At 66.1% G+C, this 23973-nt stretch carries 20 protein-coding genes; 16 read left to right on the top strand and 4 right to left on the bottom strand.

Annotated elements, in window-relative coordinates; all coding sequences use genetic code 11:
• The first annotated feature begins 101 nt into the window (after positions 1–101).
• From murJ to NHL60_RS17095, 11 genes are all read left to right on the top strand, one after another.
• Positions 102–1625: a murein biosynthesis integral membrane protein MurJ gene (gene murJ, locus NHL60_RS17145; RefSeq protein WP_253452281.1), complete on the top strand. Its 1524-nt coding sequence runs from the start codon at positions 102–104 to the stop codon at positions 1623–1625.
• A gap of 316 nt (positions 1626–1941) precedes the next feature.
• Positions 1942–3015 carry a bifunctional riboflavin kinase/FAD synthetase gene (gene ribF, locus NHL60_RS17140; RefSeq protein ID WP_253446251.1) on the top strand — a complete coding sequence of 358 codons (1074 nt, stop codon included), beginning with the start codon at positions 1942–1944 and terminating at the stop codon, positions 3013–3015.
• A 10-nt stretch (positions 3016–3025) separates the two neighbouring features.
• A complete protein-coding gene (gene ileS / locus NHL60_RS17135) occupies positions 3026–5872 on the top strand; it encodes an isoleucine--tRNA ligase (protein WP_253446248.1) in 2847 nt (948 codons plus the stop codon).
• Positions 5865–6410, top strand: coding sequence for a signal peptidase II (lspA, locus tag NHL60_RS17130; protein ID WP_253446245.1), 546 nt, complete (start codon positions 5865–5867; stop codon positions 6408–6410). Before ileS ends, lspA begins: the two co-directional genes overlap by 8 nt.
• Positions 6411–6512: 102 nt before the next feature.
• Positions 6513–6974 (top strand): FKBP-type peptidyl-prolyl cis-trans isomerase, encoded by a 462-nt coding sequence (gene fkpB, locus NHL60_RS17125; protein WP_253446242.1) that lies wholly within the window; start codon positions 6513–6515, stop codon positions 6972–6974.
• Between the two features lie 183 nt (positions 6975–7157).
• Positions 7158–8111, top strand: coding sequence for a 4-hydroxy-3-methylbut-2-enyl diphosphate reductase (gene ispH / locus NHL60_RS17120; protein WP_253446239.1), 954 nt, complete (start codon positions 7158–7160; stop codon positions 8109–8111).
• 109 nt (positions 8112–8220) lie between these two features.
• A complete protein-coding gene (locus tag NHL60_RS19640) occupies positions 8221–8631 on the top strand; it encodes a type IV pilin protein (RefSeq protein ID WP_301271076.1) in 411 nt (136 codons plus the stop codon).
• Positions 8632–8638: 7 nt separating this feature from the next.
• Positions 8639–9103: a GspH/FimT family pseudopilin gene (locus NHL60_RS17110; protein WP_253446236.1), complete on the top strand. Its 465-nt coding sequence runs from the start codon at positions 8639–8641 to the stop codon at positions 9101–9103.
• Positions 9093–9524: a type IV pilus modification protein PilV gene (gene pilV, locus NHL60_RS17105; protein ID WP_253446233.1), complete on the top strand. Its 432-nt coding sequence runs from the start codon at positions 9093–9095 to the stop codon at positions 9522–9524. Before NHL60_RS17110 ends, pilV begins: the two co-directional genes overlap by 11 nt.
• A complete protein-coding gene (locus NHL60_RS17100) occupies positions 9521–10309 on the top strand; it encodes a PilW family protein (protein WP_253446230.1) in 789 nt (262 codons plus the stop codon). Before pilV ends, NHL60_RS17100 begins: the two co-directional genes overlap by 4 nt.
• Positions 10310–10325: 16 nt before the next feature.
• The gene (locus tag NHL60_RS17095; RefSeq protein ID WP_253446227.1) at positions 10326–11756 is read left to right on the top strand and encodes a hypothetical protein; all 1431 of its coding nucleotides are present in this window, start codon (positions 10326–10328) and stop codon (positions 11754–11756) included.
• Positions 11757–11793: 37 nt separating this feature from the next.
• Here the strand turns inward: NHL60_RS17095 and NHL60_RS17090 are convergent.
• The 4 genes from NHL60_RS17090 to NHL60_RS17075 all read right to left on the bottom strand — a co-directional run bounded on the left by NHL60_RS17090 (position 11794) and on the right by NHL60_RS17075 (position 17273).
• Positions 11794–13361 (bottom strand): IS3 family transposase gene (locus tag NHL60_RS17090; RefSeq protein WP_253445349.1). Its coding sequence is split into 2 segments (ribosomal slippage): positions 11794–12896 and positions 12896–13361, totalling 1569 coding nucleotides; the frame shifts between segments, so codons are not numbered across the junction.
• Positions 13362–13466: 105 nt separating this feature from the next.
• Positions 13467–13979, bottom strand: a complete 513-nt coding sequence (locus NHL60_RS17085) for a GspH/FimT family pseudopilin (RefSeq protein ID WP_253446224.1) — start codon at positions 13977–13979, stop codon at positions 13467–13469.
• Between the two features lie 193 nt (positions 13980–14172).
• Positions 14173–16743 (bottom strand): heavy metal translocating P-type ATPase, encoded by a 2571-nt coding sequence (locus NHL60_RS17080; RefSeq protein ID WP_253452278.1) that lies wholly within the window; start codon positions 16741–16743, stop codon positions 14173–14175.
• Between the two features lie 35 nt (positions 16744–16778).
• Positions 16779–17273: a MerR family transcriptional regulator gene (locus NHL60_RS17075; protein WP_253446221.1), complete on the bottom strand. Its 495-nt coding sequence runs from the start codon at positions 17271–17273 to the stop codon at positions 16779–16781.
• 307 nt (positions 17274–17580) lie between these two features.
• On the opposite strand from NHL60_RS17075, the gene NHL60_RS17070 reads away from it, so the two are divergent.
• The 5 genes from NHL60_RS17070 to NHL60_RS17050 all read left to right on the top strand — a co-directional run bounded on the left by NHL60_RS17070 (position 17581) and on the right by NHL60_RS17050 (position 23945).
• Positions 17581–18933, top strand: a complete 1353-nt coding sequence (locus NHL60_RS17070) for an OmpP1/FadL family transporter (RefSeq protein ID WP_253446218.1) — start codon at positions 17581–17583, stop codon at positions 18931–18933.
• Between the two features lie 276 nt (positions 18934–19209).
• Positions 19210–20305 (top strand): peptide chain release factor 2 gene (gene prfB, locus NHL60_RS17065; RefSeq protein WP_253452275.1). Its coding sequence is split into 2 segments (ribosomal slippage): positions 19210–19281 and positions 19283–20305, totalling 1095 coding nucleotides; the frame shifts between segments, so codons are not numbered across the junction.
• A gap of 138 nt (positions 20306–20443) precedes the next feature.
• Positions 20444–21985, top strand: a complete 1542-nt coding sequence (gene lysS / locus NHL60_RS17060; protein ID WP_253446215.1) for a lysine--tRNA ligase — start codon at positions 20444–20446, stop codon at positions 21983–21985.
• Between the two features lie 74 nt (positions 21986–22059).
• Positions 22060–22446 carry a hypothetical protein gene (locus NHL60_RS17055; protein WP_253446212.1) on the top strand — a complete coding sequence of 129 codons (387 nt, stop codon included), beginning with the start codon at positions 22060–22062 and terminating at the stop codon, positions 22444–22446.
• Between the two features lie 74 nt (positions 22447–22520).
• Positions 22521–23945: an MFS transporter gene (locus NHL60_RS17050; protein ID WP_253446209.1), complete on the top strand. Its 1425-nt coding sequence runs from the start codon at positions 22521–22523 to the stop codon at positions 23943–23945.
• The last annotated feature ends 28 nt before the right edge of the window (positions 23946–23973 follow it).

Raw genomic sequence — 23973 nt, 5'->3', positions numbered from 1 at the left:
GTCAGACAGGTGAGGACCCAGACGTGACGGATCGCGAACAGTCGCCACCCGCGCCGGTGGACGAGCAGGACAAGGTGGTGGCCCCCAAGGCCGGTGGGCTGATGCGCTCGGGCCTGGTGGTCAGCGTGATGACCATGCTCTCCCGGGTGATGGGCCTGGTGCGCGACGTGGTGGTGGCCACCCTGTTCGGCGCCGGCAGCGGCGCCGACGCCTTCTTCGTCGCCTTCAAGATCCCCAACTTCATGCGCCGGCTGTTCGCCGAGGGGGCCTTCAACCAGGCCTTCGTGCCGGTGCTCTCGGAGTACGCCACCCGGGGCAGCAAGCGCGAGGTGCGCGAGCTGCTCGACGCCGTCTCGGGCAGCCTCACCGTGGTGCTGGCGCTGCTCACTGCCCTGTTCATGGTGGCCGCCCCCTGGCTGGTGTGGGTCTTCGCCCCCGGCTTCGGCCGCGACCCCGCCAAGCTGGCGCTCACCGCCGACATGCTGCGGCTCACCTTCCCCTACCTGCTGCTGATCTCGCTGACGGCCTTCGCCGGCAGCGTGCTCAACACCTGGAACCGCTTCGCCATCCCGGCCTTCACACCGGTGCTGCTCAACCTCTCGCTGATCGGCGCCGCCCTGCTGCTCACCCCGCTGATGACCGAGCCGGCCATGGCCCTGGCCTGGGGGGTGCTGATCGCCGGCGTGGCCCAGCTCGCCTTCCAGGTGCCCTTCCTGGTGCGCCTGGGGCTGATGCCCAGGCCCTGGCCGAGCTTCGTGCACCCCGGGGTGAAGCAGATCATGGTGCTGATGGCGCCGGCGCTGTTCGGCGTCTCGGTCTCCCAGATCAACCTGCTGCTCGACACCATCCTCGCCTCCCTGCTGGCGCCGGGCAGCGTCTCCTGGCTCTACTACTCCGACCGCCTGGTGGAGCTGCCTCTGGGGGTCTTCGGCATCGCCATCGGCACCGTGATCCTGCCGGCGCTCTCGAAACGCCACGCGGAGCAGTCCGGCCAGCACTTCAGCGAGATGCTCGACTGGGCGATCCGCGCCGTGCTGCTGCTGGGGCTGCCGGCGGCCCTGGCGCTGGCGATACTCGCCGAGCCGCTGTTGATCTCGCTGTTCCACTACGGCGCCATGACCGAGCATGACATCGCCATGGCGGCCATGAGCCTCAGGGCCTATGCGTTTGGATTAGTGGCCTTCATGCTGATCAAGGTGCTGGCGCCGGGCTTCTTCGCCCGCCAGAACACCAAGACGCCGGTGAAGGTCGGCATCATCGCCATGGTCGCCAACATGGTCTTCAACCTGATCCTGATCTGGCCCCTGGCCCACGCCGGCCTGGCGCTGGCCACGGCGCTCTCGGCGTTCCTGAACGCCGGCCTGCTGGGCTGGCTGCTCCACAAGGAGCGGGTGCTGGTGTTCCAGCCCGGCTGGGGCCGCTATGCGGTGCAGCTGCTGGGCGGCTGTGCGGTGATGGGGGTCGGCCTGTGGCTGATCGCGCCCGACTGGCAGGCCTGGCTGGGCTGGAGCGTCTGGACGCGAGTGGCCTGGCTGGCCGCCCTGGTGGTGGCCGGCGCGGCGGTCTACTTCGCCTGGCTCGCCGCCACCGGCGTGCGCCTCCGGCACTTCCGGATGAAGAGCTGACCTGAATGTGTAGGAGCCCGATTTATCGGCGATAGCGGTTTTGACCGGGCGCCTGCCGGCTGACCGGACCTTGTGGGAGGCCGGCTCTGCCGGGCGAATGGCGCCGCAGGCGCCCCGGCGGTGTTGCTAGCGTTGGCGCATGCCGCTAGGAGCCCTTCGGTCTCCATTCGCTCGGGGAACCCGAGCTCCCACAGGGTGCCCTGCAACGAATCGCGCTGGATTGCCAGGACAAGCCCGCCCCGGCTGTCAAGGGGCTCGCTGTCCGGTATAATCGCCGACTTTACGTCTATCTTCCTGGCAGCGGGGCTCGCAAGCCATGCAAGTGATCCGAGGACTGCACAACCTGCGCGACGAGCATCGCGGCTGCGTGGCCACCATCGGCAACTTCGATGGGGTCCACCGCGGCCACCAGGCGATTCTCGATCAGTGCCGCGAGCAGGCCGCCACGCTCCAGCTGCCGGTCACCGTGGTGGTGTTCGAGCCTCAGCCCCGGGAGTTCTTCGCCGGCGACCAGGCGCCGCCGCGGCTGACCCGCCTCAGCGAGAAGGTGCGCCTGCTGGGCGAGGCGGGGGTGGAACGGGTGCTCTGCCTGCCCTTCAACGACGCCCTGCGCGGCCTCACCGCCGAGGCCTTCATCGAGAAGGTTCTGATCGCCGGCCTCGGCGTGCGCCACCTGGTGGTGGGCGACGATTTCCGCTTCGGCTGCGACCGCCGCGGCGACTTCCACCTGCTGGCCGAAGTGGGCGAGCGGCGCGGCTTCAGCGTCGAGCACACCCGTACCTTCACCGTCGACGACGACCGCGTCTCCAGCACGCGGATTCGCACCCTGCTGGCCAGCGGCAACTTCGAGGCGGCGGCTCGCCTGCTGGGCCGCCCCTACCGCCTGGGCGGTCGGGTCGTGTCCGACCAGAAGCTCGGCCGCACCATCGGCGTGCCCACCGCCAACCTGCCTCAGCCGGTGCGCTCCCTGGCCCTGCACGGCGTCTATGCGGCGGTCTGCGAGCTGCCCGACGGCGGACGACGGACGGGCGTGGCCAATATCGGCTGGCGCCCCACGCTGGGCAGCAACCGGCCGGTGCTGGAGGTGCACCTCTTCGACTTCGACGGCGACCTCTACGGTCAGCGCCTGACGGTGTTCCCCTGCGCCAAGCTGCGCGGCGAGGTGAAGTTCGAGCACTTCGACGCCCTGAAGCAGCAGATCGGGGCCGACCAGCGCCGCGCCCGCGCGTACTTTTCCAAGCACACTTTACAGCGCCCCGAAGCCGGCGCAGGTCCGCGCCCCGGCCTGAATAACGACGATTCTCTTCCTCTGGCATCGGCGCCGCTGGCGCGCGAGGCCGTGACTTCCGATTCCTCGGCGGGGACCCCCGCCGACCACGACGACGGCTGACCCCCAGGATATGAGCGACTACAAGCACACTCTGAACCTGCCAGAAACCGATTTCCCCATGCGCGGCATGCTGCCCAAGCGTGAGCCGGAGCGCCTGGCCGAGTGGCAGGAGAAGAACCTCTACCACCGCCTGCGCGAGGAGCGCCAGGGCCGGCCGCTGTTCGTGCTTCACGACGGCCCTCCCTACGCCAACGGCAGCATCCACATCGGTCACGCCGTCAACAAGATCCTCAAGGACATCATCGTCAAGTCGAAGAATCTGGCTGGCTTCGACGCCCCCTATGTGCCCGGCTGGGACTGCCACGGCCTGCCCATCGAGCACAAGGTGGAGGTCACCCACGGCAAGCACCTGGAGGCCGAGCGGGCCCGTGAGCTCTGCCGCGAGTACGCTGCCGAGCAGATCCAGGGGCAGATGAGCGACTTCGTGCGCCTGGGGGTGATGGGCGACTGGGAGAACCCCTATCGCTCCATGGACTACGCCAACGAGGCGGGCGAGATTCGCGCCCTGGCCGAGATGGTCGAGGCGGGCTACGTCTTCAAGGGGCTCAAGCCCGTCAACTGGTGCTTCGACTGCGGCTCGGCCCTCGCCGAAGCCGAGGTGGAGTACGCCGACAAGCAGTCTGACGCCATCGATGTCGCCTTCCCGGTGGAGGACGCCGACCGCCTGGCCGCCGCCTTCGGCCTGGAGGCGCTGCCCAAGCCGGCCGCCATCGTCATCTGGACCACCACCCCCTGGACGGTACCCGCCAACCAGGCGCTCAACGTCCACCCCGAGTTCACCTACGCCCTGGTGGATACCGGCGAGCGGCTGCTGCTGCTGGCCGAGGAGCTGGTCGAGTCCTGCCTCGAGCGCTTCGCGCTGCAGGGCGAAGTGATCGCCACCGCCCGGGGCGAGGCCCTGGAGCACGTCAACTTCCGCCACCCCTTCTATGATCGCCTCTCCCCGGTCTACCTGGCCGACTACGTGGAGAGCGAGGTGGGCAGCACCGGCATCGTCCACTCGGCCCCCTCCTATGGCGTGGACGACTTCAATACCTGCCGCGCCTACGGCATGAGCTTCGATGAGATGCTCAACCCGGTACAGGGCAACGGCGTCTACGTCGACGACCTGCCCTTCTTCGGCGGCCAGCTGATCTGGAAGGCCAACCCGCAGATCGTCGAGAAGCTGGCCGAGGTCGGGGCGCTGATGGCCCACAAGCGCATCACCCACAGCTATATGCACTGCTGGCGCCACAAGACCCCGGTGATCTATCGCGCCACCGCCCAGTGGTTCGTGGGCATGGACGTGAAGGGCAAAGATGGCAAGACCCTGCGCGAGCGCGCCCTGGAAGGCATCGAGGCCACCCGCTTCACGCCCGCCTGGGGCCAAGCGCGCCTGCACAGCATGATCGCCAACCGCCCCGACTGGTGCATCTCCCGCCAGCGCAACTGGGGCGTGCCGATCCCCTTCTTCCTGCACAAGGCCACCGGCGAGCTGCACCCGCGCACCGTCGAGCTGATGGAGGAGGCCGCCCAGCGGGTGGAGAAGGAGGGCATCGACGCCTGGTTCCGCCTCGCCCCGGCGGAGCTGCTCGGCGACGAGGCCGCCGACTACGACAAGGTCACCGATACCCTGGACGTCTGGTTCGACTCCGGCACCACCCACCGCCACGTGCTGCGCGGCTCGCATCCCCACGGCCACGAGGCCGGCCCCCGCGCTGACCTCTACCTGGAGGGCTCCGACCAGCACCGCGGCTGGTTCCACTCCTCGCTGCTCACCGGCTGCGCCATCGACGGCCACCCGCCCTACCGCGGGCTGCTCACCCACGGCTTCACCGTGGACGCCCAGGGCCGCAAGATGTCCAAGTCCATGGGCAACGTGGTGGCCCCCCAGGAGGTGATGGACAAGCTCGGCGCCGACATCCTGCGCCTCTGGGTCGCCTCCACCGACTACGGCAACGAGATGGCGGTTTCCGACGAGATCCTCAAGCGCACCGCCGACGTCTACCGCCGCATCCGCAACACCGCGCGCTTTCTGCTGGCCAACCTCAACGGCTTCGAGCCTAGCCGCGACGCCGTGGCCTTCGGCGAGATGCTGGCCCTGGACCAGTGGGTGGTGGACCGCGCTGCCCAGCTGCAGGCGCGCATCGAGACCGCCTACGAGGAGTACCGCTTCCTGGACGTCTACCAGCAGGTCCACGGCTTCTGCGCCCGGGAGCTGGGCGGCTTCTACCTGGACGTGATCAAGGATCGCCAGTACACCACTCAGACCGACTCCCTGGCCCGGCGCAGCGCCCAGACCGCCCTCTACCAGGTGGTGGAGGCGCTCTCCCGCTGGATCGCCCCGATCCTCAGCTTCACCGCCGAGGAGATCTTCGAGAATATCCCCGGCGAGCGCGGCGACAGCGTGCTGCTGGAGGAGTACTACCAGGGCCTGGGGACCCTGGACGACGGCGCCGAGATGGGCCGCGACTTCTGGGAGCAGGTGCTCGAGGTGAAGCAGGCGGTCAACAAGTGCCTGGAGGACGCTCGCAACGCCAAGACCATCAAGGGCAGCCTGGCCGCCGAGGTCACCCTCTACGTGGACGACGCCCTGCACGCCACCCTGGCCAAGCTGGGCGAGGAGCTGCGCTTCGTGATGCTGACCAGCGAGGTGACCCTCAAGCCCCTCGCCGAGGCCGAGGGTGAAGGAGAGAGCGCCGAGGCCACCGAGCTTCCCGGCCTGAAGGTGGCCGTGGCTGCAAGCGCCCATAAAAAGTGCGAGCGCTGCTGGCACCACCGCGAGGACGTGGGCCAGCACGAAGGCCACGACGACCTCTGCGGGCGCTGCGTGAGCAACCTGCCCGAGGGCCCCGGCGAGACGCGCCTCTATGCCTGACGCCAAGCCGAGCGGCGGCGGCCCTTCCAGCCACCCGGAAGTGCCGCCCATGCAGCGCCCGCTGCGCTGGCTGTGGCTGGCCGTGGCGATCATCGTGCTGGACCTGGCCACCAAGTACGCCGCCAGCGCCTGGCTGGAGTACGCCCGGCCGGTGGAGGTGCTGCCCTTCTTCAACCTGACGCTGCTGCACAACACCGGTGCGGCCTTCAGCTTCCTGGCCGACCACCCGGGCTGGCAGCGCTGGTTCTTCGCCGCCATCGCGGTGGGGGCCAGCTTCGGCCTGACCATCTGGCTGACCCGGCTGAAGCGCGACGAGACGCTGCTGGCGGCGTCTCTGGCAGGCATCATCGGCGGCGCCCTGGGCAACCTCTACGACCGCCTGGTGCACGGCTACGTGGTGGACTTCCTCTCCTTCCACGTCGCCGGCTGGTACTACCCGGCCTTCAATATCGCGGACATCGGCATCACCCTGGGGGCCATCGGCCTGATCTGGGAGTCGGTGTTCGGCGAGAAGCGCCGCGCCCGCCAGCGCAGCTGAGCCACCAGCGCATGGCAACGACATTGTAGGAGCCCGATTTATCGGCGATTGGCGGCCCGGCGCTGCCCCGAACCTAATCATTTTTACCGAGCCCAAGATCCCATGACCGACCAGAACAGCCAGCAGTACCGCATCGACGAGGGCATGGAAGTGACCCTGCACTTCACCCTCAAGCTGGAAGACGGCACCGTGGTGGACTCCACCCGCGACAAGGCCGCCGCCACCTTCCAGGTGGGCGACGGCAACCTGCCGCCCGGCTTCGAGCATCCCATGAAGGGCATGGCCGCCGGCGAGAGCGGTAGCTTCGAGATCACCCCGGAGCACGCCTTCGGCCAGCACAACCCCCAGAACATCCAGCGCCTCAAGCGCGACGACTTCGGCGACGAGGAGCTGGAGGTGGGCACGGTGATGTCCTTCGCCGACCCCTCCGGCGGCGAGCTGCCCGGGGTGATCAGCGCCATCGATGGCGACATGGTCGACGTGGACTTCAACCACCCGCTGGCAGGGCGTACCCTGACCTTCGAGGTGGAAGTCATAGACGTTAAGCCCGCCACGACCCACTAAGGCGGAGCTGAGGGCGCCCCGGCGGTGCCACCCGGCCCTGTAGGAGCCCGATTCATCGGCGATCAGCCGCTGAGGTATCGCCAAGGGCCCCTGTAGGAGCCCGATTTATCGGCGATCGGCCTCGGCGGTCAGCCCCCAACGAATCAACCAGCAGATGCCCCTGACGCATCAAGGCAGAGACTCATGCAGATCAAACTGGCCAACCCCCGCGGCTTCTGCGCCGGCGTCGACCGCGCCATCGAGATCGTCAACCGGGCGCTGGACGTCTTCGGGCCGCCCATCTACGTGCGCCATGAAGTGGTCCACAACCGCTTCGTGGTGGACACCCTGCGCGAGCGCGGTGCGGTCTTCGTTGAGGAGCTCCACGAGGTGCCCGACGACGTCATCGTGATCTTCTCCGCCCACGGCGTCTCCCGCGCCGTGCAGGAGGAGGCCGAGCGCCGCGGCCTCAAGGTGTTCGACGCCACCTGCCCGCTGGTCACCAAGGTCCACCTGGAGGTGCTGCGCTACGCCCGCCGCGGCCAGGAGTGTGTGCTGATCGGCCACGAGGGGCACCCCGAGGTGGAGGGCACCATGGGGCGCTACGACACCTCCCACGGCGGTGCCATCTACCTGGTGGAAGATGAAGGGGACGTAGCCACCCTCGAGGTGAAGGACCCGAGCCGGCTCGCCTTCGTCACCCAGACGACGCTCTCCATGGACGACACCGCCAAGGTGATCGACGCCCTGCGCGCCAAGTTCCCGGAGATCGAGGGGCCGCGCAAGGACGACATCTGCTACGCCACCCAGAATCGCCAGGACGCCGTGCGCGAACTGGCCGCGGGCAGCGATCTGGTACTGGTGGTGGGCAGCCCCAACAGCTCCAACTCCAACCGCCTGCGCGAGCTCTCCGAGCGCATCGGCACCCCGGCCCACCTGATCGACAACGCCGAGCAGATCGATCCCGCCTGGCTGGAGGGAGTCAAGGCCGTAGGCGTCACCGCCGGCGCCAGCGCGCCGGAGGTGCTGGTGCAGGGGGTGATCCAGCGTCTCCAGGACCTGGGCGCCGCGGCTCCCGAGGAGCTCGACGGCCGTGCCGAGACCATCACCTTCTCCATGCCTCGCGAGCTGCGCGAGCGCGTCATCGTCAGCGAATAGGCTGGCGCCCTCCGCGCAGGGGCTGAACGCCCTGCGCGGGGCCCTATCAAAAATCCCCGTCTTGCCACATACTGAAACATGATGTAACGAAGTGTGGAGGGGATATCGCGTGAATTCGCCAAGCTCTCGCCGCAGCTCCCGCACGCCCGCCGCGTCGCCGAGGGGCTGCGCCGGCTTTACCCTAGTCGAGCTGCTGATCGCCGTGGCCATTGTCGGCATTCTGGCCTCGGTGGCGATTCCCGGCTATCAGCGGTATGTGGAGCGCTCGCTGCGCGCCGATGCCCAGGCCGGGCTGAATATCGCAGCAGGAGAGCTCGAGCGCTGCTATACCCGCAGCTACAGCTATGGCGACTGTTCGATCACCGACACTTCCCCTGACGGCAACTATGCCATTACCTATGCGCCTCAGAACGGAGGGCAGGGATATCTCATCACGGCAAGCACGGCGCGGCGCGATGGCTGCGATGGCGATCTTACGCTGAGCAGCGACGGTAGCCGCGGCCCCAGCGGATGCTGGTAACCGCCCCATGAGACGAGCGCGCGGTTTTACCCTGCTCGAGCTGCTGGTGGTGCTGGCCGTGATTGCCATCATGGCTTCCGTGGCGGTACCCGGCTTTCAGCGCACCATGGCGGTGAACCGCATGGCGTCGGACTACAATCTGATGTTGTCCGGCCTGAATTATGCTCGCAGCGAGGCGATCAAACGGCGTGCCGAGGTTACCTTCGAGCTCACTCACAACACTCCTTGGGGCTATCGGGTCACGGCAGCGGATGACACCGTGCTGCGCAGCCTGCAGGGGGCGGGAACGCAGGTATCGCCGGCTGAACTGTCGTTGACCTTCGACGCTTTGGGTAAGCCGGTGGCAGGCAGTGGCTGTCCCGATGACTGCCGGATCACGCTAAGCTCATCCAATGACGGCATCGAGGACCGCGTGCTGGAGGTATCCCGCCAGGGTCGGGTTGGCAGAAGGGACAGCGATGATGAGAGCTGAAAGATTTCATACGAGCCGGGGCTTCTCCCTGATCGAGGCGCTGATTGCCCTGCTGGTGCTCTCCATCGGCATGCTGGGTGCCGCCGCCATGCAGCTGAACGCGCTGCAGAGTGCCCATATCGCCTACCAGCGCTCCATCGCTACCCTGGCGGCCCAGGATGCCCAGGAGCGGCTCTGGGCGCAGATAGCCGGTGGTACCTGTCCTAACTGGAGTGATGCCAGGGAAGGTAATAACGGAATCGACTGGTATGATGCCTGGAGCGGCTATCTGCCTGGCTTTAGCGACTCAAGCGACGTAGATTCCGAGTCGAATGGATCAAGTTCTGAATGTGGGTTCACTATAACCATTTCATGGGACGAGCCGCGCGCTTCAGGCGAAAAGCCTGAATTTATTTACCATGTCAGGCTGCCCCAGTTATGAAAATGAAGCGGCAAAATGGTTTCTCCCTTGTCGAGCTGATGGTTGCCATGGTCGTCAGCCTGGTGGTAATCCTGGGCGCCGGTCAGCTGTTTATCTCCCTCTCTCAGACCAGCGAGCGTATTACCCGGCTGAGTGAAAAACAGGCGGCGGTCAATTTCGCCGTGGAGACGCTGCTGCGAGATATTCGGCGAGCTGATTGGCATGGTGACGAGTGGGATGGTGAGGTTTTGAATCTTCGTCTGAAAAATAGAGGTGACTTTTCATCTGGCTGTTCGCAGGGTGATGACATTGTCAAGGCTTATCGCCTAAAAGATATTTCAGACGGCGGCAACAGTCGTGGTGCCTTGGAGTCAAGGGTAAAAGAATGTGCTGGGAGTGCAACTAACGATGCTTTTCAAGAGCTGGTTCGGGGATTTTTAGGTCCTGATGGACCAGGGTTTTATGTGCTTGATGAATATATCGAGGACGGCGTTGTCTCTATAGTGTTTCAGCTTGTGCCCACAGGCAATAAGCCAGATCCGGATGTTCTTGTCTTTCATGCCATGAATCGCACGAGGGCTGTGGGTGGCGGTACTTCCGTCCTCCCCGGTCCCGACCCCGACCCCGGCCCCGGCCCCGATCCCGGTCCCGGTCCCGGTCCCGGTCCCGGTCCCGGTCCCGGTCCCGATCCCGATCCCGATCCCGATCCCGATCCCGATCCCGATCCCGATCCCGACCCCGAGGAGGGTAGGAACTGCAGGCTCATTAGAATTAGCATATTTAATATTATTAGAATATGTATTTGAGTAGTAGAGGTTGTAAATGCATAAACAAAAAGGCGTCGCGTTAATCGTTGTGATGTCGCTGCTGGCCGTTTCGCTAACGCTGGGTCTGATGAGCATGCAGTCTTCTCAGGTCGATGAGCGGCTGGCGGGGAACTATCGGGCCGCTTCAGACGTGCAGATGGCCGCTGAGGTGGCGGCTGCTCAAGGATGGAGTGAAAGAGAAGAGCATGAATGGGACTCCTTGGTAGATATGGATGAGTTGAGTGGAATGAGCTGGGAGTCTTTCACTAATGATAACTATCTTTACGCAGGGGAGGAGTTCTTTTCTGAAGACGCGGTGGAGGCAGACTGCCCTGACGGTGTCGAGTGCTACTTTCGGATCTTTGATAGCTGCGAAAATTATGATGGCTGCATTGTCGCTATGGCTGCCCTTATAGGCGATGGCCGTAAGGTTCTGGCGGAGAGTGAGCAGGTGAAATTGATTTTTTTGCTGGGTGTTCCTGGCGGTATTTCGCCTTTCAATTCCGCGGTTGAGGCGTGTGAAAATGTAGAGCTTTCAGGAAGTGGGCAAGTCAACGGCAAGGTCGTTGCTGGCTCCAGTCTGATCATGTCAGGCGGTGTTTCTCCTCCCGCGTCGGCAGCCATAGGTGAAGCAACCCCAGACTATCCGCCCTGGTGGCAGGGCGATGCAGCAAAAATGGAAGTGGTTGCAAGTTATCAAACTGGTCAGGATATACACCCTGAGGGATGTGATGTTCTAGAGGTTCGTGCCGAGTCAGGCGGGCTAGGTGATTTTTTTACGAGTGCGATGGAATCCCCCTCAGGTCAAGCTCTTGGTGACTGGTTTAGTATGGCTGGTTGCGCGCACTGCTTTAACACAGGTCCTCGCGGGCTCACCCTGACGGGCGGTGCTGGTAATAGCGATGCGTCTACTACCTTTTTGGGGAGCGAAGGAGAGAGCCTCACTGTAAAGGTTGATGGTGATTTGTTGACGCAAGGGCGGCTAAGCGAGCTTGTGGTGAAGGGGGATGTAACGCTTATTGTTGATGGGGTCTTTGATCTCGGGGGGAATGCAAGTCTTACTATAGATGAAGGTGCAAGCTTGAGCGTTTATACTACGGGTCAGGTGAATTTGGGTGGTGGCACTAACTTGCAGGTATCAGATGAATTTGTCCGTCAAACTGGCAGTGGGGAGCTCAGACCGGCATTGGCGATTTTTAGTGCATATCAGCAAGCTTCCGGCAGCCCCGGTGTGACGGTGGATGGTAATAATCAGTCTCAGGTTGCAATTTATGCGCCCTACTCAAATATAAGGGTAACTGGAAGTGGTGGGGTTGCCGGATCCCTTCTGGGGAAGAATGTAGAGGTGAGCGGTGCGGGTAGTGTAACGTTTGCAGAAGGTTTAGAAGGCTTTCAGCTTGGTGGGGGGGCTAGCTTAGAGGACCCTAGGATACTTTTCTGGAGGTAGCGGTAGTTGTCAAGGAATCTGTCGCCTCTGAGGTCATTCACGCCACCTGCTTTTCTGGTTCGATGACGGAGACCTGGAGCTCCCGCTCCGGGTTGAGTGACACGGTGCCGATCGGCGTCCAGTTGCGGGTCTTGCCGCTCCAGCGAGCGGGATTGGCATCACGCGCCGCCTGATTGATGACGTGGCGCTTGGCCAGCACTGCCTTGTCTTCGCCCGCATGGCGCTGTGCCGGCGTCACCAGGCGGATCCCGCTGTGGCGATGCTCGTGGTTGTACCATTGGACGAAGCCGGCCACCCACTCTTGCGCGTCGCTAAGCGTGGCGAACCCGTGTATGGGGTAACAGGGCCGGTACTTGCAGGTGCGGAACAGCGCCTCCGAGTAGGGATTGTCATTGCTGACCCGCGGTCGGCTGAAGGAGGGCGTGATGCCGAGCTCATGCAGCTTCTCCAGCAGCGTGGCGCCCTTGAAGGGGCTGCCGTTGTCCGCGTGAAGCACCAGCGGCTGGTCAATGATCCGTTCTGCCAGCACGGCACGCTCCAGCACGGTGCGGGAGTTGTGGGCCGACTCGGCCAGGAACACCTCCCAGCCGGTGACCTTGCGGCTGAAGATGTCGACCATCATGACCAGGTAGTAGTGCTGCCCCTTGATCGGGCCGCCCAACCACGTGCAATCCCACGACCACACCTGGTTCGGCGCAGTGGCCTGGTAGGTCGTGGGCTTGGCGCGGCGTTGAGGTGGCTTGGCACGGCCCCGGTGCACCATTTCGCGGTGCTTGCGCATCACCCGGTAGAATGACGAGGGTGAGGCCAGGTAGCGCTGCTCCTCATCGAACAAGCGCACCACGATCTGCTCTGGCGGCAGGCTGGCGTACTCGGGGCGGTGGCACACATCGAGGATTTCCTGTTCTTCGGCCGGTGTCAGCGCATTAGCCGGCACCGGCCGGTCGACCAAAGGGCGCTGGTCCTCGTGCAGCGTTCCGCCGCGCGTCCAGCGCTGGTACGTTCGGGCGGTGATGCCCAGCTCGCGGCAAGCAGTCTCCAGGCGTGCTCCCTGGGCCCTGGCCTCGTCGATCAGCGCGATGGCGCGTTGGCGATCTGGGGTGCTGATCATGCGTCCTCGTCCCCCCAGATCGCCCTCGCCTTTTTTCTGAGGGCCAGCAACGCTGCGGTCTCCGCCAGGGCCTCGTTCTTGCGGGCGAGCTCCTTTTCCAGCGCCTTGATGCGCTTGCGCTGCTGCTTGGCCTCATCGGCTTCACGCTGGCGTTCGGAGTGCGAGAGGCTGGCAGCCTGTTCGCAGTCATGGCGCCACCGCTCCAGCTGCTCGGGGTAGATCCCGCGGCGGCGGCAGTACTCCGCCGTCTCCTGGGCGTTCATCGAAGCGGTTTCAAGCACGGCGTTGAACTTGTCCTTTGACGACCAGCCATCGGCGCCCTTGCCCAGCGCATCCGGCAGGCAGCGCCCTTCGGCACGGGCTTCCTTGCGCCACTTGTAGACGGTGCCCAACGAGATCCCTTCCTGCTCCGCGATCACCTGCGGGGAGAGGTTGTGGGGAGGCAGCAGCTTGGTGACCACGGCTTGCCGGCGCTCCTCTGAGTAACGAGGCATGAGTGTCTCCTTTCGCCCCCTGGTCGGTTTACAAGAACAGGGTATCAGAGGGCACGACAGTCATCCTGACACTGGGGGGTAGTAGACGGCGGTCCGGGGCGGGAGTCAGCATAAGGGGCTCTCGCTCCCCATCCTCACCCTCCCCATATTGCTGACCACTACCTTGGCCCCTGTTTCCAGCCGCCCGCATAGCCGAAAGGTGCCGTTATGCCCCCCGGAGCGGCCCAGGGCGGTGTAGCGCACCGGGCGGTTGTCGTTGCGGTAGGTCAGCGATACCAGGCGGCTCTCGCCGAAGGTGCGCAGCAGCGGGTCGCCGGGCTCGCCCCGCCCCTCGAAGATGACCAGCGGCGCTAGCCAGGCCTCGCCGCTGGCGTTGTTGGCAATCTGACACTGCACGCCGTCGGCGCTGGGGCAGAGGGTCACGGTAGCGCGGCGGGTGATCGCCGTATTGCGCGCCATGGCCAGCGCCGTCTGCAGGCGCAGGACCTCGGTGGCGACTTCGTTGCGGGCGGTGAAGCGCTGATAGCCGGGAACGCCCACGGTGACGATAAGCGACAGTACCGCGATCGCCACCAGCAGCTCGGCAAGCGTCAGACCCCGCTCGGCGTGGAGGCGCATGACCTCCTCCTGGCACGCGCATCGGCGGCAAGTGAATACCTGTCAGGTTAGCCCGAACGGGGGATGGCTCTGTCAGCCATCCCCGACGCGTGCTGTAAGCCTTGGCTGACGCGTGCCGACGTCTAGCGGCCGATCCAGAACCACCAGACGATCAGGGCGATCAGGGCCATACCGGCCAGGTTGATAAGCCAGCTCATGCGGTAGCCTCCTTGTCCTGTGCGTTCTTGCCCTGTGGGCTGCCGGCGGCCTCGCCGCCGGGGCGGAACAGCCGCAGGCGGTTGGCGTTGCTCACCACCGTGACGGAGGAGAGCGACATGGCAACGCCCGCGATCATCGGCGAGAGCAGCATGCCGGTGATCGGGTAGAGCACCCCGGCGGCGATGGGAATGCAGAGCGTGTTGTAGCCGAAGGCGCCCACCAGGTTCTGCTTGATGTTGGTGAGCGTGGCGCGGCTGATCTCGATGGCCGAGGCCACGCCGTGCAGCGAGCCGCGCATCAGGGTGATGCCGGCGCTCTCGATGGCCACGTCGGTGCCCTGGCCGATGGCGAAGCCCACGTCGGCTCGGGCCAGGGCCGGGGCGTCGTTGATGCCGTCGCCCACCATGCCGACTTTCTCGCCCGCCGCCTGCAACCGCTCGATCTCGGCGTGCTTGTCCTCGGGCAGGAGGCCGGCGCGGAACTCGTCGATGCCCACCTCCCGGGCGATGGCGGCGGCGGTGTGCTCGTTGTCGCCGGTCAGCATCACCACCTTGAGGCCGTCGGCCTGCAGCCGCTTGACCGCCGCCACGGTGTCGTGGCGCAGCGGGTCGCTGATGCCGAAAAGCGCCGCGAGCCTGCCATCCACGGCGAGGTAAACCACGGTGCGCGCCTTTTCCTCCAGTTCGCCGGCCTTCTCGCGGCCGCCGGCCAGCTCGATGCCGGCCTCTTCCAGCAGGCGGGCGTTGCCCAGCAGCAGCGGCTTGCCCTCAAGGGTCTCGGCCTTCACGCCGCCGCCGGTCACGCTCTCGAAGTGGCGAATCTCGGCGGCCTCGGCGCTGGCCTCTTCAGCGTGTGAGAGCAGAGCCGCGGCGAGGGGATGCTCGGAGCCGCGCTCCAGGGCCGCCACCAGGCCCAGCAGCGCCTGCCTGTCGCCGTCGATCACCTCGGCCTCGGTCACGCTGGGCTTGCCCTCGGTGAGGGTGCCGGTCTTGTCCACCACCAGGGTGGTGAGCCTGCTGGCCACCTGCAGCGCCTCGCCGCTTCTCACCAGCACGCCGTGCTCGGCGGCCTTGCCCACGCCGATCATGGTGGAGATGGGTGTGGCCAGGCCCAGGGCGCAGGGGCAGGCGATGATCAGCACCGTGGTGGCCGTCACGACCATATGAATCACCCGGGGCTCGGCGCCGAAGTTGAACCAGGCAAGCGCCGTAAGCACGGCGATGATCATCACCGACGGCACGAAGATGCTGGAGACCTTGTCGGCCAGCTCGCCGATGGGCGGCCGGGAGTTCTGGGCGCTGGCGACCTGCTCGGTGATGCGCCCCAGGCGGGTGTCGGCGCCGACCCGGGTGGCGCGGTAGACCAGCGAGCCCTTGCCATTCACGGTGCCGGCGCTCACCTCGTCGCCGGCGGCCTTGGCCATCGGCAGGGGCTCGCCGGTGAGCATGGATTCATCGATATGGCTCTGCCCCTCGGTCACCTCGCCATCCACCGGCAGGCGCTCGCCGGGCCGCACGCGGATCTGGTCGCCCTCGCGCACCGCGTCGATGTCGAGCTCGCGCTCCTCGCCGTCGCGGATCACCCGGGCGGTGCGGCTCTGCAGGTCCAGCAGCCGCTTGAGGGCATCGCTGGTGCGCCCCCGGGCGCGCAGCTCCAGGGCGTTGCCGAGCAGCACCAGGCCGATGATCATGGCCGAGGCTTCAAAATAGATGCCGTGGGCCACGTGGGGGAGCCAGGGCGCGAAGGCCACCACGCCCATGGAGTAGATCCAGGCGGTGCCGGTGCCCATGGCGATCAGGGTGTCCATGTTGGCCTGATGGTGCTTGAGATTCTTCCAGGCGTTGATGAAGAAATGGCGGCCGGGCCCTGCCATCACGGCCAGCGTCAAGAGGCCGATCACCAGCCAGAAGAGCCGCCCCATGCCCACGGGGTGGGGGTGGTAGAAGAACATGCTGGCCATCAGCGGCACCGCCAGGGCCAGGGACCAGAAGCTGCCCTTGAGGCGGCGGCGGTATTCCCGGGCGTCCTTCTCGGCCCGGGCCTCCTCCGCCTGGCGCAGGTCGAGGATCGGTTCGGCCTCGTAGCCTACCGCCTCCACGGCGCGAATCAGCTCGGCCTCGCCGGCGCTGCCGCGAACCTGGGCGGTATGAGTGCCGAAGTTGACCTCGGCGCTGACCACGCCCGGCGTGCGCTCCAGCGCCTGCTGCACGCTCTTCACGCAGCTGGCACAGGTCATGCCGCTGATGGAGAGGCGTCGAGCGGTGGCGCGCTCCTCGCCGGATGCCGCTGGAGCCGCGCTCTCGGCGGCGGGCGCCGATTCGGCTGCCCTGGGCTCCCTGCTGTCCGGCGTCTCGGCGCCCGCATCCTCGCCAGTGTTTTTGCCCGTGTCCTCCTCGAGCTCGCCGGGGGGGTAGCCGGCATCAGACAGGGCCTGGTCCAGGGCGTCTTCGTCCAGGGTGGTGGTAACGGCCAGGTGCTTCTCGGCCGGCGTGCCGACCACCTCGGCTTCCGGGTCCCGGGCCTGGATCGCCTCGCGCATGCGCTTCACGCAGCCCTGGCAGCTCATGCCGGGCACGATACGTTCGAGTGGGGTGCGAGCGTTCACTGGGTCTCCTCGCTGGATGTGGCGCCGATGGGCGTGCGGTGGTCGTCGTTGCTGCGCTCATGGTTGTCGCGCGGGTTGTCACACAGCGGCTCCGGAAAGCTTTCGATCAACCGGCAGAGGCTGTGGCCATCCGGGGTGCCGTCGGGCATCTCGGCCCATGTCTCGAGGGCCTGCTCCATGCGCGCGGCCAGGGCCTGAAGCTCCGCGATGCGCGCCTGGATCTCCGGCAGCCGGCTGGCCAGCAGGTCGCGGACCATGGGGCAGGGGGAGTCGCCCTGGTCGGCGTGGGCGAGGATCTCGCGGATCTCGGCCACGCCGAAGCCCAGGGTGCGGGCGCGCTGGATGAAGCGCAGCCGCTCCAGGTCATCCCGCTCGAAGAGCTGGTAGCCGTTGTCGGGGTGGCGCTCCGGGTGCAGTAGCCCCTCGCGCACATAGTGGCGGACGGTCTCGGCGGTGACGCCGGCGGACTTCGCCAGTTCGCTTACCTTCATGGGGTGCCTCGCTGATGCCTTTCTCGCGCTGTCTGCGAATGACCTCAGTGTAAAACCTATGTGTTACCCAAGGGTCAAGGCGGATAAGCAAGGGAGTGGTACCGTCACGGCTGTATTGCCTAACTCCCTGAAAGTTCGATCAATCAAACGGTCATGCAACCAAAGTATTAGCGATTGCGTCATTAAAACGAGCGTTTGGGGTTGAAACGCCCGTTGGGTTGCGAGAAAAGGGGAGGGCAAGCGCGCGTCTCCACCGCGAGCACACGCCAGCGCCAACGCGACAATAGAACCGCAAGGGATGGATCTCATGAAGAACAAGTTCAATCGCCTCTCCCTGGCCGTGGCCATCGCCGCCGCTGCCCTCGCCAGCCAGGCCCACGCCGGCGGCTACCAGATCAACGAGCAGAGCGTCAGCGGCCAGGGCTATGGCCACGCCGGGCGTAGCTCCAACGTCAACGACGCCACCATCGTCTTCGGCAACCCGGCCGGCATGTCGTTCCTGGATCGCGCCCAGGTAACGGCCGGTGGGACCTATCTGAACGTCAATAGCGATATCAAGAACGTCCAAGCCCAGCGTACGCTGGATGCGGGAGTTGCTCAGGGTGGAGCGCCCATGGGGGTACAGGTGCCCATCGGCGATATTCCCGGTGGTAATGATGGCGACATGGTGCCCGGGACTCTGGTGCCCTTCGCCTTTTACGCCCATCCGGTCAATGAGCGTCTGGCCTTCGGCTTCGGGGTCTATGCCCCCTTCGGCTCCAAGACCGATTATGAAGGTGACTTCCAGGGGCGCTATTTCGGTAACTACACCGAGCTGACGGTCATCAGCGCCCAGCCTACGGTCTCCTACCGCTTCAATGACCAGTTGGCGGTGGGTGCCGGCATCACCTACAACCGCGTTGATGGCGAGCTGCGCCGCCAGCTGCCCTCGGAGCCTGGCTTCAATGCCGCTAACGATATCGATTCGCGGGTCGAGGGTGACGACGACGGCTGGGGCTACAATATCGGCGTCATCTATCAGCCGATTCCCGAGACGACGCTGGGCCTGACCTATCGCTCCAAGGTGGACTACACCCTGACCGGTGACTTTCGCGCCTATGATCCCGCGGGCAATGTGGTGCGTGCCGACGATGCCAATCTGGACCTGAGCACGCCGGAAACCGTGAACTTTTCCATCACTCAAGAGATGACCGATCGCCTGAAGCTGATGGCGGGGGCCTCCTGGGTGCGCTGGAGCCGCTTCGATCAGATCCTGGTCACGGGCAGCCAGGGCGACACCATCACCCAGGAAATCCAGAACTACTCCAACGCCTGGGCCTACTCGCTGGGCGGTGAGTACCAGCTCAATCCGCAGCTCGCGCTGCGTGCCGGTATCACCCTGGACTTCACGCCGACCAACAATGATCGTCGTAGCGTACGGATTCCGTCTGACGACCGCCGCATCTTCTCCATCGGTGCAGGCTGGAGCCCGACCGACGACCTGACCCTGGACTTCGCCTACTCCTACCTGACCGAGCGAGGCACTAGCGTCAGTCAGGAGCGCAGTGACCTCCTGGCAAGTGAAGCGACTGGCGGCGTCCCCGTTGGGGGAGCAAGCTACTCCGCCGACTACAAGAACGAGGCCCACGGCTTCGGCGCCCAGCTGACCTACCGCTTCTAAGTGTCAGCCAGCCAGCGCGATACGGGAACCCGGCCTCGGCCGGGTTTCCTGCGTCTGGGCCCAGGCCGCGGAAGGCGATCGCTGATAGGGGCCGTTTTTATGGTGGGAGCCCGATTTATCGGCGATAGCGGTGCTGCCCGGAAGCCGCTCCGCGGCGGATGCGGGGCGGCGCCAGGTTCGCTACAATGGATGACTTTTCCGAGCCGCCGCGGCCCAGGCGCCATGCCGCGCCGCGGCGGCCGTTTTTCCACCGCAGATTCAGGCGAGCATGCCATGCTGGAAACCAACCCCATCCACAACCTCATCAAGGACCTGTCTGAGCGGACAGACGTCCTGAGGGGGTATCTTTGACTATGCCGAGAAGAAAGACCGGCTAGAGGAAGTCTCCCGGGAGCTCGAGGACCCGGGCGTCTGGAACGATCCGGATTACGCCCAGAAGCTCGGCAAGGAGCGTGCCTCCCTGGAGCTGGTCGTCGAGACCATCGACGAGATGGAGCAGGGCCTGGCCGACAGCCGCGACCTGCTCGAGCTCGCCGAGATGGAGGAGGACGAGGACACCGTCGCCGAGGTGGAGAAGGAGCTGGCGGGCCTGCAGGGCAGCCTCGAGAAGCTCGAGTTCCGCCGCATGTTCTCCGGCGAGATGGACGCCAACAACGCCTACCTGGATATCCAGTCGGGCTCCGGCGGCACCGAGGCCCAGGACTGGGCCAACATGCTGCTGCGCATGTACCTGCGCTGGGCCGAGCATCACGGCTTCAAGGCCGAGATCATCGAGCTCTCTGCCGGCGAGGTGGCGGGTATCAAGTCGGCCACGGTGCATATCCAGGGCGACCACGCCTTCGGCTGGCTGCGCACCGAGACCGGCGTGCACCGCCTGGTGCGCAAGAGCCCGTTCGACTCCGGTGGCCGTCGCCACACCTCCTTCTGCTCGGTGTTCCTGTCGCCGGAGATCGACGACAGCTTCGAGGTGGAGATCAACCCGGCGGACCTGCGCGTCGACACCTACCGCTCCAGCGGCGCCGGCGGCCAGCACGTCAACACCACCGACTCGGCGGTGCGGATCACCCACGAGCCCACCGGCATCGTGGTGGCCTGCCAGAGCCAGCGCAGCCAGCACGCCAACCGCGACTTCGCCATGAAGCAGCTCAAGGCGAAGCTGTGGGAGCACGAGATGGAGAAGCGCAACGCCGCCAAGCAGGAGGCGGAAGACTCCAAGGCCGATATCGGCTGGGGCAGCCAGATCCGCTCCTACGTGCTGGATGACCAGCGCATCAAGGACCTGCGCACCGGCGTGCAGACCAGCAACTGCGACAAGGTGCTGGATGGTGATCTGGACCAGTTTATTGTCGCCAGCCTGAAGCAGGGTCTGTAGTTACCCGTCTGGAACCGCGAAGCGGGGAGGCCTTCGGCCTCCTTTCGCCCGGCAGAGCCGGCCTCCCACCAGGCTCGCGCGGCTATAGCGGCAAGCGTGTCCCAGTTTCCTTATCAAAGATTTCCAACAGGTAGCGAAATGGCCAACGAGAGCCCCTCCCCGCAGAACGATGAGAACCGCCTGATCGCCGAGCGTCGCGCCAAGCTGGCCGCGCGCCGCGAGCAGGCCGCCGAGCGCGGCGAGAGCGCCTTCCCCAACGACTTCCGCCGCGACAGCCACGCCGCCGAGCTGATCGAGGAGCTGGGCGACAAGGAGAAGGAGGAGCTGGAGGCGCTGAACCGCCAGGCCGGCGTGGCCGGACGCATCATGCGCAAGCGCGGCCCCTTCATCGTCATCCAGGACGTCAGCGGCCAGATCCAGCTCTACGTCGACAAGAAGGGCCTGCCCGCCGAGGTGCTCGAGGACATCAAGGGCTGGGATATCGGCGACCTGGTGGCCGCCCGCGGTCCGGTGCACAAGTCCGGCAAGGGCGACCTCTACGTGATGATGGTGGAGGCGAAGCTGCTCACCAAGAGCCTGCGCCCGCTGCCCGACAAGTTCCACGGCCTCACCGATCTCGAGGCGCGCTACCGCCAGCGCTACGTGGACCTGATCATGAATCCGGACTCCCGCCAGGTGTTCGAGACCCGCGCCGGGGTGATCAGCGCCATGCGCCGCTTCTTCGAGGCCCGCGGCTACATGGAGGTGGAGACCCCCATGCTGCAGGCGATCCCCGGCGGTGCCACGGCGCGCCCCTTCAAGACCCACCACAACGCGCTGGATATCGACATGTTCCTGCGCATCGCGCCGGAGCTCTACCTCAAGCGCCTGGTGGTGGGCGGCTTCGAGAAGGTCTTCGAGATCAACCGCAACTTCCGCAACGAAGGCCTCTCCACTCGGCACAACCCCGAGTTCACCATGATCGAGTTCTATCAGGCCTACGCGGACTACCACGACCTGATGGACCTCACCGAGGAGATGCTGCGCAGCATCACCCAGGAGGTGCTGGGCACCACCACCGTGGTCAACACCGTGCGCAACAGCGAGGGTGAGGTGCTCGAGCACTACGAGTACGACTTCGGCAGCCCGCTCAGGCGGATCACCGTCTTCGACTCGATCCTCGAGTACAACCCGGATATCCACGCCGAGGCGCTGGCCGACGAGTCCGCCGCCCGCCAGATCGCCGAGCGCCTGGACATCGACGTCAAGGATGGCTGGGGCCTGGGCAAGATCCAGATCGAGATCTTCGAGAAGACCGTGGAGCACCGTCTCAAGCAGCCCACCTTCGTGACCGAGTACCCCACCGAGGTGAGCCCGCTGGCGCGGCGCAAGGACGCCAACCCCTTCGTCACCGAGCGCTTCGAGTTCTTCGTGGGCGGCCGCGAGATCGCCAATGGCTTCTCGGAGCTCAACGATGCCGAGGACCAGGCCGAGCGCTTCCGCGAGCAGGTGGCGGAGAAGGAGGCCGGCGACGACGAGGCGATGTACTACGACGCCGACTATGTGCGTGCGCTCGAATATGGCCTGCCGCCCACCGCCGGCGAGGGCATCGGCATCGACCGCCTGGTGATGCTGCTGACCGACAGCGCCTCGATCCGCGATGTGCTGCTGTTCCCGGCCATGCGCCCCGAGGTGGAGTGAGGGGGCGGGAAGCATTGGTAAACCCCGCGGCCAGCGCCCATAATGGTCGTCGTTTCGACGTCGAGGAGACCGCCATGAAACTGCTCAACCGCTCTGCCCTGAGCGTCCGCCCGACCCAGCACTTCGTGGATTGGATCAACGGGCTCGAGCCCACCCTCGGTGACGACGACCTGGCGCTGGCCGACGTCGAGCGCGAAAGCACCGTCTACCTGATCCCGGAGATGGACACCCCGGAGGCCCTGGAGGCCTTCGTGCGCGAGCGCTATCTCGAGATCCTCGAGACCGAGCTGCGCGCCTGGGAAGAGGACGAGCGCCAGTGGCCGGAAACCGTCGACTGGCCGCTCTTCCAGCGCTTTCTGCAGGTGGAGCACAGCTACCTGGCCATCGACCTCGACGACGAGGCGGCACTGGAGATCTCCGAGATCGACGACTCGCTGCTGCTGGACGTCGACCAGGACTAGGCCCAGCCCGAACGCTGGCCCATGGAAACCGGCTTCGGCCGGTTTCTTCGTGTTCAACCCCGACGGAACATGGAATGAGCCGACTCTTCGATACCCGCGAGGGAGATGACGGCCTGCCGGGCCCCGAGCGGCGCCTGGCGGTGCTGGCGCTGATCCTCGGGACCCTGATGGCGGTGGTGGATACCACCATGATCAATATCGCGCTGCCCTCCATCGCGGCGAGTCTCGAGGTGCCCGCCTCCCGGGCGGTGTGGGTCACCAACCTCTTCCAGATCAGCTGCGCCGCCTTCCTGCTGGTGTTTGCCGCCTTGAGCCAGCTGCTCAGCCGCCGACGCATCTACGTGGCCGGGGTCGGCGTCTTCACCCTGGCCTCCCTGGGGGCGGCGCTCTCGGCGAGCCTGGAGAGCCTGCTGCTCTTCCGGGCCCTGCAGGGGCTGGGGGCGGCGGCCATGCTCTCCATCGGCCCCTCCATCTACCGGCAGGTCTTTCCCTCGCGGCTGCTGGGCAGCGCCCTGGGGCTCTCCGCCCTGGTGGTGGCCGGCGGCTATGCGGCGGGGCCGGCGGTCGGCGGGGTGCTGCTCTCGGTGGCCGACTGGCCCTGGCTCTTCGCGCTGCACCTGCCCCTGGGGGCGGTGGCCCTGGTGCTGGCCTGGCGGGCGCTGCCCCGGGAGGCGCGCCGCGAGGGGGGCTTCGACTGGGCCGGCGCGCTCTTCTCGGTGGCCATGCTGTGCGGCTTCTTCCTGGCCATGGACGGGGTCGGCCACGGCATGCCGGCATGGCAGGTGGCGGCCTGGCTGGGGGTGAGCCTGGCGGCCGCCACGCTCTTCCTGGGCCGCCAGCGTCGCGCCCCCCATCCGCTGATGCCGCTGGATATCTTCCGGGAGCCGCGCTTCAGCCTGGCGCTGGTGGCCCAGGGCACCGCCTTCGTGGGCCAGGGGCTGGCCTTCGTGGCGCTCTCCTTCCTGTTCCAGCAGGAGATGGGCTTTACTCCGCTGGAGACCGCCTGGCTCTTCACCCCCTGGCCCCTGGCCATCATGCTGGTGGGGCCCCGGGCCGGGCGCCTGGCCGACCGGCTCAACCCCAGCCTGCTCTCCAGCGCCGGGCTCGGCCTGCTGCTTCTGGGGCTGGCCCTGCTGGCGCGGCTCGGCGCCGAGGCGTCGGTGGTCGACGTGCTGTGGCGTATGCTGCTGTGCGGGGTCGGCTTCGGGCTCTTCCAGCCCCCCAACAACCGTGAGCTGATGGGCACGGTGCCCCGGGAGCGCAGCGCCAACGCCTCCGGGGTGATGAGCACCTCGCGCACCGTGGGGCAGTCGTTCGGGGTGGCTCTGGTGGGCGCCTTCCTGGCCACCGGCATGCCGATCCAGGCGACCCTCTGGCTGGGCGCCTTCTTCACCCTGCTGGCGCTGGGTGCCAGCCTGGCCCGGGTGCCGATGGCCGGCGCCGCCCAGCGCCATGCCCGGGAGGCAGCGGCGCGTGAGGCAGCAGCGGCGCGTGAGTGAGTCGCATCGTTCCTGCTCGACAGAGCGA

Source organism: Halomonas sp. Y3 (genome assembly GCF_024137965.1).
Classification (GTDB): domain Bacteria; phylum Pseudomonadota; class Gammaproteobacteria; order Pseudomonadales; family Halomonadaceae; genus Halomonas; species Halomonas mongoliensis.
The sequence above is the reverse complement of the archived record's forward strand: the minus strand, read 5'-3'. Positions and strand labels throughout refer to the sequence as shown.